Source organism: Bacillus sp. FSL K6-0073 (genome assembly GCF_038006085.1).
Classification (GTDB): Bacteria; Bacillota; Bacilli; order Bacillales; family Bacillaceae_G; genus Bacillus_A; species Bacillus_A cereus.
Genome location: NZ_JBBOUN010000001.1, coordinates 1,868,128 through 1,886,153, shown reverse-complemented (window position 1 = coordinate 1,886,153; position 18,026 = coordinate 1,868,128). Strand labels below are relative to the sequence as shown.

The following is an 18,026-nucleotide window of genomic DNA, read 5'->3' as shown; positions in this document are numbered from 1 at the left end:
TTTTACACCTTACCTTTATAGTTGTAATCAAATCAGTTACATTAATGATAAAAAAATATAAATATTATTTAAGCATTCATTTTTTCTTGCAAAGTTTCAAACAACTGCCCCATCGTAATATTTCTCAAAACTTCTTCCATCGCGGATTGTGCTTGAATTAAAATAATTTCTAACACCGCTTGAATATTCGCCCCAATTGGACAATCTGGATTCGGTTGCTCGTGAATATGAAATAGCTTGTCTTCTTCGACTACGTTCACTGCATGATACACATCTAACAATGTGATTTCATGTAAATCCTTTAGTAATCCCGCGCCACCCGGTCCACGATTTACGTAAACAAAGCCAGCTTGTTTCAAGTACGACATGATTTTACGAATGACTACTGGATTTGTATTGACACTCTCAGCCATATAGTCTGAAGTACAAAGTGAAGATGGATTGTTTTTCAAAATAGATAAAATATGAACAGCTATGGAAAAGCGGCTACTAATTTTCATCGTAATCACCACCTCGATGTAATCATTATAGTTACAACTAAAAAATAAGTCAATCCTTTTCATAGATTTTTTATAAGTAAATTAAAAAGTGTCCCATTATGATATATGAGACACCTCTTTTTATTCTGCAAATAGCGATTGAAATTCTTCAATAAATAGCTGCACAGCGATTGAAGAATCCTTTAATGAAGGAACAGCTAAAGCAATTTCTCTCCATACTTGTGGTTCCAATTCTCTCGTTTGCACATTTTTTGGTAAATTCGTTAAAGATAATTCAGCTAATATTGCAATGCCTAATCCTTCTTGAATCATATTTAAAGCTGTAGTAACTGTCGAAATTACATACTCAGCCCGAAGTGGTACGTTTGCTTGTTTAAACATATCAATAATAGGTGGTTCGTATCCGCCCTTACATAATATGATCGGTTCATTCTCTAAATCACTAATTGTAATAGAGTCCTTCTTACAGAGAGGATGATCCTCTCTTAAGATAGCAACCATTTTCCCCTTCGTTAATGGAACAATCTCCATATCTTTATTAGGCAAAATAACAATTCCTATATCAATAACCCTCGATACTAACCAATCTTCAACTTCTTTAATCGTTCCTTCACAAAGAACTACTTCTAAGCTCGGATACTTCTCCTTAAAAAGGTTTATCATTTTGGGTAAGAAATGTGCAGAAGCACTCGGAAAACTACCAATTCGAATCGTCCCAACTTCGTGTCCTTTCTCCATCGCAACTTCTTGTTCAATCTTCTCTACACCGTTCAAAATCTCTCTAATATGTACAAGAATCCTGTTTCCTACATCCGTAACGAGGAGCCCTTTTCGTTTATCACGTATAAGAATAGTAACGCCTAACTCTGACTCAATACTTGAAATCGCATGACTAACAGCTGGCTGCGTCATATTTAATACCCTGGCGGCCTTCGTAAAACTACCTAACTCAACAGTTTTTATTAATACTTGCAGTTGTGTAATGGTCATAACTAATCACTTATACTCCTTATAAAAAAGATTCATTTTATTTATTACAGTCGATATCATATCATAGTGAAATGAATAACAACAAGGAGGTCTTTCAGTGAAACAGCTTTCTCGAACTAAGACGGCCATCATCCTTACCTTTCTCGTTTTCATGTGGGGAATCAATTGGCCTTTATCAAAGTTTGCCCTGCATTATACACCACCTGTTTTATTTGCAGGCGTTCGAACTTTAATTGGAGGATTCATTTTACTTCTGTTCGCATTACCGAAATACAAAGAGTTACATTTAAAAGAAACGTGGCATTTATACGTTATTTCTTCCTTACTTAACATCATTATATTTTACGGATTACAAACTGTCGGCCTTCAATATATGCCTGCTGGGTTATTTTCCGCCATTGTATTTCTACAACCAGTTTTACTCGGTATTTTCTCGTGGATATGGCTTGAAGAATCAATGTACGGCTTGAAAATTTTCGGGCTTGTTCTCGGATTTATTGGTGTAGGCGTTATTAGCTCAAGCAGTTTAACAGGACATATTTCTATTATTGGAATCCTTCTCGCGTTAGGATGCGCTATTGGCTGGGCACTTGGCACAGTATTCATTAAAAAGACTGGTCACCGTGTTAATGCCATTTGGATGGTAACACTTCAGCTTATTATTGGTGGTCTTTGCTTAATTGGATTTGGTTCAGAGTTTGAAAGCTGGTCTAGTATCGCTTGGAGTATGCCATTTGTTAGCGTACTTCTCTTTATTTCATTCTTTGTTATTGCAATGGGGTGGCTTGCATACTTCACACTTGTTGGAGCTGGTGAAGCAAGTAAAGTTGGGGCTTATACATTCCTCATTCCACTAATAGCTATTATTGTAAGTTCAATTTTCTTACATGAGGCTATTACCATTAGCTTATTCATCGGACTATTATTTATTGTTGTGAGTATTTGTTTTGTAAATATAAAACCGAAAACACTTGCTGTAAGGCAGCAAGTTGAATTGAAATAAACGTAAGAAAGAGCCTACTGTTTGTAGGCTCTTTCTTACGTCTTACTTTTTACGACGTACTACAAAAACACACGCACTTACCGACGATACTATCGCAAAAATAGATAAGACAATTGCTATCAATTGCATATTACTAGTACCTTCATTCTTTTCTACACTAGACACTTCACCATGTTCTCCTGTTAATGACGTATCTTTTGCAATTATAGTAAGTGAATGCGGTTTTTCAGCTTTTTCATCGCCTGTCCATTCAACAATTTCTCCATCTTTATATTGTTGATATGCGTCCCAAGCTATTTTTTGCTCTTTATCCGGATTTTTAGCGACGAAAGTAAATCGCTGGAACTGACCGGGTAAAATCCCTTCTCCTGTTGCTTCCCATACTACAGTTTTAACTTTTCCGGCTGTATCTTTTTGCTCCTCAACTTTCCATCCTGGCACTGGTTCATACTGCTGGAACTCTACTCCAGACGGTATTTTCAGTGTAACTTTTGTTGTTGCTACATTTTTTTCAACTGGTACTTTTATCGTATAAGTCTCCCAAGAACCAACGTCAGAAGTTGCTGGTTTTACAGTGACGTGCGCACTAACAGGTAACGAAAAAATTCCCATTGCAATAATTGTTGCGATCATTGTTGTTCCTAATTTTTTTATATGTTTCATTTTCTATTAGCTCCTTTTCATACATAGCTTCTTTTTATCTGCCACCGACAATAAATTTAAAATCTGTATCGAAACTATCAAGAGATTTTGTTAATCCATGAACATGTATATTCCAGTTTCCTGTCATGTTAATATACATACCTTCTGCTTCATATTCTCCTGGTGAAACTACTGAAACTTTAAATGAACCTTTTCCCATGTTCATATCTAATGATTGAGTCGTCAATATCATTTGTTCCATATCAGTAATAGGCTGTCCCTTTTCATCCTTTAGTGTAATATGGAATTTATTTTGTCCTACCTTATTCGGACTTACATTTAGCGTAAGTTCATATCCATTATCTAATTGCTTACTCTCTGTAAATGGTCCAGTAGGAGGCATCGGTGGTGTTTGTACATTTGTCATAAAAGCTACGATTACGAAAATGATAATTCCAATGACAAACTCTACTTTCACCGTAGCTCCTAATCCTTGCTGCGCTCGCATTCTCCCTTTCATATAATGAATAATTCCCAATATCCCCATGAAAATGAATAAAAGTATCTTTGTTAATAAAGCCAATCCATACTTCGTATCAAATAACGAGTGGATTGTTGGAATAAAAAATGTACTGTTAAAAAGGCCTGTTATTAAAATCACGATGACAGCACCTGTTGCCCACGGTGAAAAACGCTTAATCATATCCCAATACATATGCCACTTGTTATCCTCTTTACGTAAAAGAAGAATAATAGATGATAAACCACCAACCCATAATGAAGCTGCTAATAAATGTAGAAAATCCATAACGACAGCAATGTCTTTAAACTTTAAACCGTATGCGTGACTATTAAAGGCCTTCATAACAAGTAACCCTATAAACAATAGTATTGGAATACTCCATACTTTAAACGACGAAAACTTCTCATGCTTCACCGCAAAATACGTAACAATTATAAGCGTACTAATGAGAACCATTTGAGTAATCCATACATAACCAAAAACAGAAAGCTGTAATGTTTCTTTTAATAGTAAAGGATTGAATGCTTCTAGCCATGAAACATCAGCATTTATTTTCGCTTGCAGTGGTAGATTGAATAACAAGCTAATCAATATCCCAAATAAAGAGATCCATATTATGTTCTTACTCCTTAATCGAACCGAGGTTGCATTGCCTTTATACATAATAAGATTAAAGAATAGCACTCCTATAAATAGTGAGAAACTTGTATATAAAATTCCACGTTCCATAATCATATCGATTTGTGGGACGTAACCCATCTCTTCCACTTGTATATCGTCTGTTTCCGCTTCCGCTAATCCAACCCGGAACGGGATAACTCCTTGAATTGGATGTCCATCAGCTGAAATAGCTTTCCACTGAATAGAGTAAAGACCATTTTTGAGATTGTCTTTTAATCCAGCTTCTAATAGCTTTTTATTTTTTTTATCAATATGAGCATCTTTTAAATCGACCCTTTTACCTGATGTATCTCTCACGTACAATGTATTAAAACTTGAAACTTGTATGTCCTCATCGAATTCGATTTTTACAACAGATGGTGCTTTCTTCAATGTTTCATTTTCAGTAGGGTTTGATTTCACAACGTACGCATGAGCAGATGCACTTTGCGGTATCAATATGATAAGCACACACACAAGTAATAACCATGTCCCTAATCTTCTCATTACTTTCACACTCATTTCACTTCTTTCTTCCTCATCGCTCTATTTTCATTACTTTAACTTCCGAAGTTTGATTCTCGGGCGAAATATTAACCTGATTAAATATAAACTTCTATAAAGTATAACTCTTATTTCTCTTCCACCTCTAAGCTTCTAATATAATAGTAACTATCACTATAGATACAACTTACATTTTTAAAGTCGATTGTTATTATATCATAAAATATATTTATGTAAGTTATCAAAGAAGAAAAGTTATCGTGAATCATTTGTGAAGAAAATGTGAAATGCATAAATAAAAAGGTGTTACGTAATAACGTAACACCTTTTTAAAAATATCCTTCTTCTATTTCTCTTCCGGATAATCACAATACTCGATAATCGTTCCTTCTGTATCCGCTGGGTTAAGATATATTAATCTTCTACCGTGCTTATTAATCCGAAGTGTATGCTCTAACGTTCGAATTCCTTGTTCTTTCAATTCCTCTAAAGCCACATCTAAATCATCTACTCGATACGCAACGTGATGAACACCTTTACCTTTTTGTTTAATAAAACGGGCAATTGGAGATGTCGTATTATTCGTCGGTGCAAGTAATTCTATTCTATCTCCATCCACTTCAAGAATGGCTACTTCGCTTTCCACACCAGGAGCTTCACTTACGTAACGATCTATTAAAGTTCCTAGTAACACATTTTCATAAAAACGTATCGTACTATCTATATCTCGAACTGCGATTCCGATATGATCAATTGTTTTTTTCATTTTATTTCCCCTACTACTTTATTTTTTCTCATTATTAATAGTAACAAAAAAAGCTATAGAAACAAGTCTATAACTTTTTTTATTTAACCTATTTTCTTATCCGCTCTAGTTGCTGGTTGAACTTGGTTTTTCACTTTTAAAATGCTAATGCCATATCCGATAAATCCACCGATAATCGCTGGGAAGATCCAGCCTAATCCTACTTCCTGCATCGGAAGGAATTTAGTGAACACTTGGCTTACTACTTCAATGTTAACTCCAGCTGCACTTAATCCATCAAATAAGCTGATGATAAATGTTACGATTAAGCTTACTTGATAAACTTCAGCTCTTCCTTTAAATAATGAATGGAAGAATGTTAAGAAAATCAATACGATTGCTAGTGGATAAATTGCTGTTAATACTGGAACAGAAACTGCGATCAATTGTGTTAATCCTACGTTTGCAACAATTGCACTAAATACACATAGCGTAATTGCAATTGCTTTGTAAGGAACATTTGGGAATAACTTATGGAAGAATGAAGAACATGCTGATACAAGTCCCACACTAGTTGTTAAACAAGCTACTGTAATCATTAATCCTAATAATACTCCGCCATATGATCCGAAATAGTAGTTAGAAACTTTCGCTAATACTTCTCCGCCGTTCTCTAAATGTCCAAGCTTTGCAACACTTGAAGCACCCATATAAGAAAGTGCTGTATAGATAATTGCTAAAATAGATGCTGCAATAATTGTCGCTTTTGCACAAACGACCATAATTTGTGTTTTCGTTTTCGCACCTTTTTCTTTAATAGCATTGATAATGATAATCCCGAATACAAATGATGCTAGCGTATCCATCGTTAAGTATCCTTCTTGGAATCCTTTAAAGAATGCATGTGATGTATAAGCTTCCACTGGTGCTTGCATATCTCCAATCGGATGTATAAAAGCAACGATTACTAAAATACCGATGAAAGTCAACTTAATTGGCGTTAAGATTTTTCCAACAATATCGACAATTTTCGCGGGATTTAGCGAAAAAAAACAAGTGATACTAAAGAATATAATTGTGAAAAGAATTAAAGGTGTAGAACCTACTCCTTCTGGCATAAACGGCTTAAGACCAATTTCATAAGAAACATTTCCTGTTCTTGGTATTGCAAATAACGGACCAATCGCTAAGTATAAAACTGTTGTAAACACAATCCCAAACACTGGGTGAGCACGACTAGCTAACGACTGCAAATCATCTTTACCTGAAAAACCAAATGCTAGTACACCTAGTAATGGTAATCCAACACCAGTTACTAAAAATCCAGCGTTAGCAATCCATACATTCTCTCCAGCTGATTGACCAAGCATCGCTGGAAAAATTAAATTTCCCGCTCCAAAAAATAGTGCAAATAACATTAATCCAATAACTACTATGAACGAAAACGGTACTTTATTCGCCATAATATAACCCCCATTCAAGTTTCCTTATCTCATTTTCCAATTTTAACTAATTGAATTTTCTGAATATTTAATTTAAGTATCAACTATTCTTGAATTCATTATAGTTTGCTATATAATATTTTGCAATACTATTTTCGAACTTTTCTTTTATTTTATAAATATACATTTTTTAACATGAAAAATAGACTAAAAAACCAACATAGTCATCCATGTTGGTTTTTCCATTTACTATTATGAATTAAAATTTTGCTGCTACTTTTTTAACGTTTTCTAGACCTTCTTCAACAATTTGTTGTGAACGATCTGGATATTGATTGTGTCCTTCAATTACAACTGTCTCTGGATTTGTAATTCCCCAGAATCCAAGTACAGTTGTTACGTAATTAACTGCCATTTCCATAGGAGCCATTTGCTCTGAAGAGTAATCTGAACCACGAGCACCTAACACAACTACTTTCTTACCACCAACTAAACCTTCTGGGCCATTTGCTGTATATTTAAACGTTTTTCCAGCTTGAGATAAGTATGAAATATATGTGATTAATGGTGCTGGTACTGTAAAGTTCCATAATGGGAATGCAAATACAACCTTATCAGCTTCTAAAAATTGATTTAAATATTGATCTACTGTAGCAACTGCCTTCTCTTCTTCAGCTGTTAACTCCATACCTTGGCTACGTTTATATCCACCTGAAATCGCAATATTTCCGTAATAAGGAAGATCTAATGCAAATAAATCTAATTCCGTAATTTCTGTATTTGGATTTGCTTCTTTATAAGTACTTACAAATGTTTCATACATTTTTGAACTAACTGCTTGCTCCGCTGGACGATCGTTTGCTTTTACAAATAATACTTTCGACATTTTTTTATTCCCCTCTACAGTCGTATTTTCTTCTTTTTTACCAAATAATGAGCTAAATAGTCCCATTTTCTTCACCTAATCTTTCTTTTCATATTCATTATTCATCATCATAAAAATTCTTATTCTAAGAAAAAGTTCCAATAGATACCTTAAGTTACGCCATTGCAACTTTTTGTTATTTAATTACCTTATGTAAGTGATTGTAATATAGTCACTTACTTTAGTCAAGTAACTTTTAATGAAAAATAAAATCTCGACTTAAAAATATTAAGCGAGATACAATTGAACACCAAATACATCTTTATTACTTGTATAATAAACTTAGAGAGGAAAATTCATATATAGAAAGGATTTATTCATGAGCACTATAGAAAAGATTCAAACTTTTATTATTCTTTTTGCTGTTACATGCGGCATCGTACTCGGACAATTTAATATGATACATACGTATTCAGACAAATTTATTGTCCCCTTCTTATTCTTCATGCTATATGGATTATTCCTCAGCATCCCATTAAAACAAATAAAAAACGGATTTCGCAATTTAAAATTTGCTGGAACAAGTCTTACTATTAACTTCTTATGGACACCTTTACTCGCTTGGGGGTTAGGGGCACTATTTCTTTCCGATCATCCAGCACTTTGGGTTGGATTTATAATGTTAATGATTACTCCATGTACAGATTGGTACTTAATCTTTACTGAAATAGCGAAAGGTAATGTAGCACTTTCTACTGCAATTTTACCTGTAAATTTAATTTTGCAAGTACTGCTCCTTCCCATTTATTTATTTTTATTTGCTGGTGTCATGAAAACTGTAGCGGTTTCTGTTTTAGTAGAAAGTATTGTTATCGTAATCGTCTTACCATTTATACTTGCACACGCTACAAAGTTCATTATGAATAAAATGAAAAAAGCTGAACCTCTCGAGAATAAACTCATTCCGTTTTTCAGCTCTGCTCAAATTGTATTTTTAAGTTTAGCAATAGTAGCGATGTTTGCATCACAAGGTAAATATTTACTACAAAATATGAATGTTGTTTTATTATTACTCGTTCCTGTTCTATTGTTCTTCATCATTAATTTTTTACTAGGACAATTTATCGGGCGCATGATGCATTTATCTTACAAAGATACAGTAAGTCTAAGCTTAACAACGTTAGCAAGAAACTCACCTGTTGCACTCGCTATCGCTGTGACCGCTTTTCCAGACGAACCTCTTATCGCACTTGCACTCGTTATTGGACCATTGATTGAGTTACCGGTACTAGCTTGTGTGTCACAAGTTTTGTTGCTTATTAAGAAAAAACGGCAATATGCATAATAAAAAACGTCCCATTTTGGGACGTTTTTTATTATGGAAAGATTACATACAACACTTACTTCTTATTTATCAATACAAATGAAATTACCGAAACTACAAACGTAATAATATCCATTATAAATCGATGGGCTCTAAAAATGTTATATGTTATAGAGAATTAACTTTTCGTTACATTAACAGATCCTTTCTAATTAAAAATGATAGGAAACGTAAATATAACGAAAGCTGCCCAAAGTCCGTATATTGGCAAATACTTCGTAACGGCATCTTGGATAGCTTTTGGTCCTGATTTATTTTGCAAGAAACGCATATAGGAAAACATAATCCAAATTAGATTTGCCCAGATCAGTATGTTTACACCTAAAACAGCTAGTCTATTAGGTGTAATCCCGTAAGAAGAAAGTCTAAATACGATGGCTGACAATGCAACAGTATCAATAATAAGTGCCAAAACAATTAAGGAAAAATTTATATAATCTGAAATGTTCTTTTTCTCGTCCGAGTCACTCTCAACGATAGAAAATATAGTAACAGCCAATACACCAAGCAGTATTCCGTTGAAGGCCATTAGGAAATTGCGATCCAAGAATGGATTTTTCCCGACCCAAATTACCGTTATAAGATAGATAAGCAAGGTGATCAGGACGAGAGGACTAAAAATTTTAGATATGTATGGTGTAATATTTTTAGCAAGCTTAAGATTCATTGATACTAAGTATGCAGTCACAATAGCGAGAGCGGCTGCTCCAAATAAAACAACATTACTAAAATAGAACTCTCCTATATCTAAGTCAACAAAGCTAAATAAACGCATGGTGAATACCGCTAGTATCATTCCGCTCACTGCCATGCTCCCGTAGAGAAGACAATATTCTAAATTAAATTTAATATAGGCTAATCTTGTACTGCCTTTTGAATATTCATTTCCTGTAAACGCAAGCCCTACTAAGACCCATAAAAATATAGGAAGATGTAAATAAGCAAGCATGGTACTGTCTTTATAATTTATTGGCAACGTATTAAGATACACCCCGGAAACTAGGAATAACGCTATAAGGGAATAAATAATACTTTTTTTCGGCTTATTATTGTAAACAAAATAAGCAGCAATAAAGGGAATTACACCAAAAGCCAAGTTTATTGGAGCAATTGCTTCCTGCTCAACAAAGTGGAAAATGATCCTGGTGCTTATGCCGGCCAGAATAGCTAAAAGGCCCATGAATAAGAAACCTTTTTGAAACAAAGATGTTTTTTCTTTATTTACTTTCTCCTTGAAATGCAACCTTTCATACCAAGCACCTAGAATTTGAGAATCAGGGTTTTGGTCCCATGCTTGTGAGAATGCTTTTTTAAAAGCTTTCGGATCTTTTCTATACATCTTCTCCAACTCATGGGGGTTATCCATATTTTTAACAATCAAATTGTTACTGTTCATAGTTATACCTCCTCTAATTTTAAAATAAGGTTGTTACCTTTTAACAAAAGCACCTCACTCATTTATTATGATTTTGATTTTAATACAAAATTTATCGTTTTACAATAAAAAATTATTATTTAAAGGATTTTTTTTATCGTTAAATTTTATATCAAAGAAAAACAAAAGAGCATGACAATTTTATGTCATGCTCTTTTAACAAATTAATTCTCAAATACAAAATTAATCTTATTATCTTTCCACTCTAATTTCGCATCAAACGTTTTCTCGCCCTTTTTAAAGCCTTTAATTAAATCAGTCTTTTCACCTTTTAAGAGCTTTGTCATATTCTTTTGCGAAATTGTTTTACTTAATATCTTCTTTGAAATGGTGAAATCACATTGCGTTGTATTATAGTTAGAACAACCGTAAAACGTTGACTTATCAATTACATCGCCATCACATTTTTTACAGCTACCAACCTTTTTACCCGTTGTAAATTTCGATCCTTTTCGTTCAATCGATTCAACATGTAGTCCCGTGAAATCCCACTTCTCAGACATTTCCACTGCGTCTTCAATAATTTTAGCTGATAGCTTTTTCGTCTGTTCCATAAAAGTTGCTGGTGAAGCTGTACCTTCACCAATTTCCGCAAGACGTTGTTCCCATTTCGCAGTCATTTCCGGTGAAGCTAGTATTTTGTCACCAATTGCGGTAATTAATACTTTTCCTTTATCAGTCGCATACACTTGGTTTTTCTTTACATCTATATATTTACGGTCTTTCAGCATCGTAATAATCCCTGCGCGGGTCGCTTCCGTACCTAAACCTTCTGTTTTCTTCAATACCTTCTCTAGCTCTTCATTCTCTAAATACTTACCAGCTGTTTTCATTAACGTAATAAGTTGTCCTTCTGTATAACGCTTCGGTGGCTGTGTTTTTCCTTCTTTCACTTTCACCTTTACAACTTTTCCTTCTTCACCTTCAGCTACAATTGGAAGAATGGTTTCGTCATCTTTATCGTCTTGGAAAATAACTTTACGCCAACCTTCTTGAATTTGCTGTTTTCCTTTTGAAATGAATTCAGCACGTTCATCTACAAGCGTTACAATCGTTGTATAGTCAAAGATTGCAACTTCATAATGAGCTGCAATAAGCCTTCTTACGATCATATCGTATATTTTCTTTTCATCACCTGATAGTCTGCTTGGGTTTGTAACTTGCTCTGTCGGAATAATCGCGTAGTGATCTGTTACTTTCTTTTCATTTACATAACGCTTATTGTTCATAATGGATTCAACCGGAGCCGGTAATAAACCTTTATATTCATCAAACTGACTTAACTTCTGTAAAATATCAGGGAACGTCGCTGCTTCTCCTTGAGTAACATAGTTAGAATCTGAACGTGGATAAGAAACAATCCCTTTTTGATAGAGTGCTTGCGTTATATCAAGCGTCTTTTTCGGTGAAAACTTAAAGGCTTTATTTGCCGTTGCTTGCAGTGATGATAAGTTGAATAAAAGCGGCGGCTGAAACTCTTTACGCTCCGTTTTCATTTCCTTCACAACAGCCGGTTTCCCTTGGCAAAATGCCGCAATTTTATTCGCCATATCAGGGTCTTTTAAGCGGGATTCATTATCCTTCTCCCATTTCCCGTCATATTTCTTTCCTTCTATATTAAAGGTTGCAAACACTTCCCAGAAAGGCTCTGACTTAAAGTTTTCAATTTCTTTCTCACGCTTTACAATCAATGCTAACGTTGGTGTTTGGACACGACCAGCAGAAAATACATCATTCATTCCTTTTTTCTTTAGCAAAATACTAAACACACGTGATGCATTCATACCAACAACCCAGTCAGCACAAGATCTTGTGTATGCTTCGTAATACGTATTAATTGTATCTGATTCGTCAAGTAAATTTTTAAACCCTTGATAAATAGCTTGCTTCGTTAAAGACGAAATCCATAGACGCTTCATCGGCTTTTGCACGTTACAAAGATTAATAATATTTCGTACGATTAGTTCCCCTTCACGCCCAGCATCGCCTGCGTGAATAATTTCTGTTACCTGTGGATTATGTAACAGCTGTTTCACAACGTTAAATTGCTTATACTTTGACTTTGTTACTTCAAATTGAAAACGCTCTGGAATCATCGGTAATGTATTAAGTGACCATTTTTTCCACTCTGCGTGATAATGCTCTGGATTACATAACTGCGTCAAATGACCAATTGCCCATGTACAGTACGCTCCATTTGGAAATAACTCATTCGCTTCTACCTCTAAATATCCATCTTTCCGGCGATATTTAAACTGTGAAACAAGAGCCAACCCTTGATCTGGTTTCTCGGCAATAATTAATTTCATTTTATAACTCCCTATCTGTATTCCAGTGTTACTTTCATTGTCTATATGTTTAGAAGCGATGATAAAACAACAATCTTATTTATCATTCGCGGTTTGTCTCGCAAATGGGAGACCTATAATATTATACGCTTATTCTTTATGGCTTCACAATAGAAACTCATAATATAACAATTTCTTTCACATGCTTACAATTAAAAAAGACGCCCTAAAAAATCAAGCGTTCCTTTGCTTACATCTATGAAATTGTGCAGATATAAATTATCATAAGTACACATATGATGAAATGAACGATAGGACAAGGAGGTATCATAATGTTTGCTTATACGTTAACTGCCCTAACACTTTGCTGTACCTCAATTCTTATTGCATCCAATATTTCTAAACGTAAGGGTACCCTAATGGAGTATATGGTATTTATTATGTCTTTTAGTATGAGTATCGGTTTAAGTATTGGTTTTTACTTAGGCATTCATTCTCTTTAAGGGGGAATTACTATATTCTACTTTACTTGCTATTTTAATTAGTGGTTTTATCGGTTTTTTAGTGGGTCTACGTTTTCACCTATATACTGCTTTAGAAGGAATGTTCTCTGGATTAATGGCAAGTATGATGGGAGCAATGATTACAGAAATGTTAAACGCTCAACAAGCTCATAGTATATTGTTCATTAGCCTTTTACTTACTATAACGATTACTATGTCCTGTGTGATTCAATTGTTATCGGAGAACTTTTCTACTTTTATCCAACAGCGTTTTTTGTTATTCCTTTCAATTAGTGTAGTAATTATCGTTGCCGTATTCGCGACATTCCCAGATCATACTCCTGCACCTTCACCTGGGCATAATCAACATATACATTAGTACTTGCAACAAAAATGAATAAGCAGCTATCCATAGGATAACTGCTTCCTATTATTCTGGCTTATTAGGAATATTTTGGTTTGGAACATAGTCAGATTTATAATCTGTATAGTTCACTTCCGTTACCATCCCTGCTGAAGCATGATGTAGGTCGTGACAGTGGAGCATCCACTCACCGGGATTGTCTGCTACAAAGGCTACTTCATATTCTTCTCCTGGTTTTAAGTTCAATGTATCTTTTACAATTGGAGAACCTTCTATCGGTTTTCCATCTTTACTCAACACCTGAAAGAAGTGCCCGTGTAAATGCATTGGGTGATCATCCATTTTAGAACGATTTACCAACTTCACTTTTACTAAATCACCCTTTTTTACTTGAATTGGGTCAATATCCGGAAATACCTTTCCGTTAATTGTATATACCATTTCATTTCCATTCATTTGCGTATTTAAGTCCATATTATATGTGGCAGTATACTCTTGATTTAACGTGAAACTACCTAATTTTTTAGTACTATATTTCATTATATCTACTTTCGGTAATTTTTCTTTTTCGTCTGCTTTATCTTTCATCTCTTTACTGCCATCATATTCAATAACAGCTTTCATTCCTTTTGCACCTTTATTTTTCGAATGGTCTTCAACATACCATTTCCCAGTTTTATTAGCAGTAAATTCAATATCATAACGTTCGCCCGGTGCGATTGAAATTACTTTATCCTTTATAACTTTTGGATCGTTTATTGGTTGACCATCTGTCGCAATTACTTTTATATCATGACCGTGAACATGTATATCATGTGATAGATAACCAGCATTAACGAGTCGAAAACGAACTTTATCTCCCTTATTCACTTTCAATGGCACTACTAAATCACCGCTTTTTCCATTGATTGTGAATAAATCATACATACTCATATCATGACCTTCCATCTTCATATTTCCATGGTCCATTCCTGCCATATTGCCAGAGTCTTTTTGATCACTGCCCATGTCCATACCAGAATGATCCATGCCGTTCTTATCATCATTCTTTTCCTCATTTTCATTACCTTTAGATTTATTACCTATTTGCCCTTTTGTCATTTCTTTTAACTGCTTATTCATTTCTTCTTTATCTGTAACCCATTCATCCAACATTAATGTGTAATCTTTATCATATTTTTCTTTTGTATCCTCTACAATGAGCGCTCCATACAAACCTCTATCTAATTGATTTACAGAATCTTGATGCGAGTGATACCAGTACGTTCCTGGTACGTTCGCTTCAAATTCGTAAGTGAAACTTTTTCCTGGTTCAACTGCATCTTGTGTCACGCCCGGAATTCCATCCATGTTATTTGGGACAGGATATCCATGCCAATGAATAGATACTGGTGCAGATAATTCATTTTTTAATGTCACTTTCACCTTTTCACCTTTTTTCACCCGAATTTCTGGACCAGGAGATGAGCCATTAAATGTCCAGACTGGAACAATAACACCGTTACTTAACCTTTGCTTTTCTTCTTTCGCTATTAAAGTAACTTCTGGTCCTTTTTCAACCTTCAATGGTTTTGTAGCTGTTTCAGTCTGTATTGTTTTTTTATCTTTCATATTTTTATGATCATTTGTTGTATTTGTGGCCAAAGAACATGCAGCAATTAAAAATATTACAGAGACTGTAACGGCTGCTAATACAAATCGCTTCATGGAAAATCCCTCCTTTTTCTTTTTCAAAATCATTATAGAAGTTGATTTTCAAGAAAATAAGGAGATGTAATTAGATCTTACGTAAGCTAATTGGAAAATTACTAAAAGCGGAGACATTACAAGAGACGAATATTTTAGTAATACAAAATGCTTTCCTTGTAGCGACTACATTAGCCGTTCTCGTATTTGTTTTGACGTTATTTCTTAAGAAACAATAACACTACTATTATTAAATAAGAAAAATGTAGCTAAAATGCTCTTCACAAAAGAACTTAGATTTTTGTATAATAAGAACTAATGTTCCTCACAGACAATGGACTCAAATTACACAAATATATCAAATAGAAGAGGATTGATATACGATGAAAATTGATAGACCAAAAATTTCACCAGAGTTATCTTCAAAGAATTTTCAAGATATTTTTTATGAAGAAGATCCAACATTGGAAGTGTGTGAAATTATAGACTCCACTTTCGAAAATGAATCTGTAGATAGAGTGCGGTTATATGATGCGGTGATAAAAAACTGTAAGTTTACTAATACAGACTTTAGCAATATTGATATTACAGATGTTTGTTTTGAAAACTGTGATTTATCAAATGCTAATTTAAGCAATTCTTCTGTTCACAGAGTCGAATTTAAAAACAGTAAATTAATCGGAGTAAATTTCACAGGATCTAGCTTAGGAAATGTTAAATTTGAGAATTCAATTTTGAATTTAGCGGCATTTGGAAATTCTAAACTAGAAAAAATCATCTTCAATGAAATTTCATTAAATAATGCAGATTTTTTTGACTGTAAACTTAAAAAAGTTGAATTCCAATTATGTAGTCTTGATGAAGCTAATTTTGATCAGACATCACTGAAGGGGATAGATATTAGTTCTTCTACCTTTGATACACTTACAGTTTCAGTGAACGATTTAAGAGGATGTAAAGTATCGACATATCAAGCTGTTCAGTTTGCTACTTTATTAGGATTAATAATTAAAGATTAGTATTTCGAAGAAAAGAACCCTATCCCGAATCATGGATTTTTTAATTGTCCACGATTCGAGATAAAGTTCAAATAAATTAGTGATGACTCTTTTATTATTTAACTACAGCTTGGTTTCCTTTTACATGTTCATTATTTACACTCATAAATTCTTCAATTTCTTCAACTTCCCTAATGATATCTTTTGACAAGTTTTCATACCCGTCTTTCGTTACAAGAATGTCATCTTCAATACGAATTCCAATTGATTCTCCTTCAATATAAAGACCAGGTTCAATTGTTATAACCATACCTTCTTCTAACACTCTATCTTTATATGTTCCTACATCATGTGTATCTAAACCAAGGAAATGGCTGACACCATGATAATAGTATTTTGATAACTCTTCATCTTCTTGAATTAAGCCAATTGCTTTACACTCTTCTGCCAGTACCTTTTTTGTATGCTCATTTAATGTAGCGAACTTTAATCCTGGCTTAATAATCTCTGTTGTTTCTTTTAATGCTTTTAATACAATATTATAAATTTGTTTTTGGCGACTAGAGAATGTTCCATTTGCCGGGAATGTATAACTAATATCAGCGTTATAGTAGTCTTTTTGAGCACCTAAATCTAGTAATACTAAGTCACCATTTTGAATTTGTGCATCATTATCTTCATAATGAAGAACTGTAGCATTTTTTCCACTCGCCAAAATTGTATTGAACGCATGGTACTTAATGCCAGATGATTTCAGTGTAAAATCAAATTGGGCTTCTAATTCATACTCCATCATGCCTGCTTTTGCATGCTTAAGTACGTTGTAAATACCGTCTTTCGTTATAGCAATCGCTTCTTTAATAATTTCAATTTCTTCTTCTGTTTTAAATACTCGTAATTCACAAATGTTCGGATATACATTACCAATTGTTACGTGTGGGTATTTTTCTCTTACATGTTTAGCAAATGCTAATGTTTTTGTCTCCGTACCATTCCACTCACGACTTTCTATATCTAAATATAAATGCTTCGCATTTTCTGTAAAGAGTATATTTGACATTGTCTTTTCAAAGCTATCTAAATATACAACTTTCTTTATACCTGAAATTCCCTCTGCTTCTTCGCTAGAAACTGTTTTCCCAACCCATTTTTCCATTACTGGATCTGACTTTTCAATGAAAAGTGTCTCTTCTACACTATTCCCAACCTTTTTCAGCATAAAAATAACATTTGGTTCATCGATTCCCGTTAAGTAGTAAAAATTACGATTCGGTACAAATTTATAATGTGCATCAGCTGACATATGCGGTGCTTGTCCCGCAAATAAAATCGTAATAGATCCCTCTGGTAATGTGTTTGCTAATCGTTCTCTATTTTGAGCAAAAAATGTTGATTTCATAATAATCCCCCTAGCGTTTTATGTATAATTGTGAAACTAATTATTCAATACACTTCATTCTATTATTGTTATAATTTTTCGTCAATTTTTAACTA

The 18,026-nt window shown here is 34.0% G+C and carries 14 protein-coding genes and 1 pseudogene; 4 read left to right on the top strand and 11 right to left on the bottom strand.

Annotation, left to right across the window (positions count from 1 at the left end):
• Positions 1-68: 68 nt before the first annotated feature.
• Together MHB52_RS09900 and MHB52_RS09895 are read right to left on the bottom strand one after the other, a co-directional pair.
• Positions 69-500, bottom strand: coding sequence for an Rrf2 family transcriptional regulator (locus MHB52_RS09900; protein ID WP_000704073.1), 432 nt, complete (start codon positions 498-500; stop codon positions 69-71).
• Positions 501-620: 120 nt separating this feature from the next.
• A complete protein-coding gene (locus MHB52_RS09895) occupies positions 621-1,490 on the bottom strand; it encodes a LysR family transcriptional regulator (RefSeq protein ID WP_016117598.1) in 870 nt (289 codons plus the stop codon).
• A 97-nt stretch (positions 1,491-1,587) separates the two neighbouring features.
• Here MHB52_RS09895 and MHB52_RS09890 point away from each other — a divergent pair, with 97 nt between their 5' ends.
• A complete protein-coding gene (locus MHB52_RS09890) occupies positions 1,588-2,493 on the top strand; it encodes a DMT family transporter (RefSeq protein WP_000811703.1) in 906 nt (301 codons plus the stop codon).
• 42 nt (positions 2,494-2,535) lie between these two features.
• On the opposite strand, the gene MHB52_RS09885 is transcribed toward MHB52_RS09890, so the two are convergent.
• From MHB52_RS09885 to MHB52_RS09865, 5 genes are all read right to left on the bottom strand, one after another.
• Positions 2,536-3,156 carry a YcnI family copper-binding membrane protein gene (locus MHB52_RS09885; RefSeq protein ID WP_000680511.1) on the bottom strand — a complete coding sequence of 207 codons (621 nt, stop codon included), beginning with the start codon at positions 3,154-3,156 and terminating at the stop codon, positions 2,536-2,538.
• A 34-nt stretch (positions 3,157-3,190) separates the two neighbouring features.
• Positions 3,191-4,840, bottom strand: a complete 1,650-nt coding sequence (locus tag MHB52_RS09880; protein ID WP_000114334.1) for a copper resistance CopC/CopD family protein — start codon at positions 4,838-4,840, stop codon at positions 3,191-3,193.
• 328 nt (positions 4,841-5,168) lie between these two features.
• On the bottom strand, positions 5,169-5,588 hold the full coding sequence (locus MHB52_RS09875) for a VOC family protein (protein WP_000750850.1): 420 nt from the start codon (positions 5,586-5,588) through the stop codon (positions 5,169-5,171).
• Positions 5,589-5,671: 83 nt separating this feature from the next.
• Positions 5,672-7,030, bottom strand: coding sequence for a branched-chain amino acid transport system II carrier protein (gene brnQ, locus MHB52_RS09870; protein ID WP_001284783.1), 1,359 nt, complete (start codon positions 7,028-7,030; stop codon positions 5,672-5,674).
• A 238-nt stretch (positions 7,031-7,268) separates the two neighbouring features.
• Positions 7,269-7,961 carry an FMN-dependent NADH-azoreductase gene (locus MHB52_RS09865; protein WP_000522529.1) on the bottom strand — a complete coding sequence of 231 codons (693 nt, stop codon included), beginning with the start codon at positions 7,959-7,961 and terminating at the stop codon, positions 7,269-7,271.
• A gap of 292 nt (positions 7,962-8,253) precedes the next feature.
• Between MHB52_RS09865 and MHB52_RS09860 the strand changes: the two genes are divergently transcribed.
• Positions 8,254-9,219 carry an arsenic resistance protein gene (locus tag MHB52_RS09860; protein ID WP_061664474.1) on the top strand — a complete coding sequence of 322 codons (966 nt, stop codon included), beginning with the start codon at positions 8,254-8,256 and terminating at the stop codon, positions 9,217-9,219.
• A 187-nt stretch (positions 9,220-9,406) separates the two neighbouring features.
• On the opposite strand, the gene MHB52_RS09855 is transcribed toward MHB52_RS09860, so the two are convergent.
• Positions 9,407-10,654, bottom strand: a complete 1,248-nt coding sequence (locus MHB52_RS09855) for a DUF4153 domain-containing protein (protein WP_061664475.1) — start codon at positions 10,652-10,654, stop codon at positions 9,407-9,409.
• A 203-nt stretch (positions 10,655-10,857) separates the two neighbouring features.
• A complete protein-coding gene (topB, locus tag MHB52_RS09850; protein WP_000766771.1) occupies positions 10,858-13,002 on the bottom strand; it encodes a DNA topoisomerase III in 2,145 nt (714 codons plus the stop codon).
• A 311-nt stretch (positions 13,003-13,313) separates the two neighbouring features.
• Between topB and MHB52_RS09845 the strand changes: the two are divergent.
• Positions 13,314-13,863, top strand: a pseudogene (locus MHB52_RS09845) (hypothetical protein).
• A gap of 51 nt (positions 13,864-13,914) precedes the next feature.
• Here MHB52_RS09845 and MHB52_RS09840 read toward each other — a convergent pair.
• Positions 13,915-15,555, bottom strand: coding sequence for a multicopper oxidase family protein (locus MHB52_RS09840; RefSeq protein WP_061664476.1), 1,641 nt, complete (start codon positions 15,553-15,555; stop codon positions 13,915-13,917).
• Positions 15,556-15,917: 362 nt separating this feature from the next.
• On the opposite strand from MHB52_RS09840, the gene MHB52_RS09835 reads away from it, so the two are divergent.
• Positions 15,918-16,553: a pentapeptide repeat-containing protein gene (locus MHB52_RS09835; protein WP_061664477.1), complete on the top strand. Its 636-nt coding sequence runs from the start codon at positions 15,918-15,920 to the stop codon at positions 16,551-16,553.
• Between the two features lie 94 nt (positions 16,554-16,647).
• On the opposite strand, the gene MHB52_RS09830 is transcribed toward MHB52_RS09835, so the two are convergent.
• Positions 16,648-17,931 (bottom strand): aminopeptidase P family protein, encoded by a 1,284-nt coding sequence (locus tag MHB52_RS09830; RefSeq protein ID WP_061664478.1) that lies wholly within the window; start codon positions 17,929-17,931, stop codon positions 16,648-16,650.
• Between the last annotated feature and the right edge of the window lie 95 nt (positions 17,932-18,026).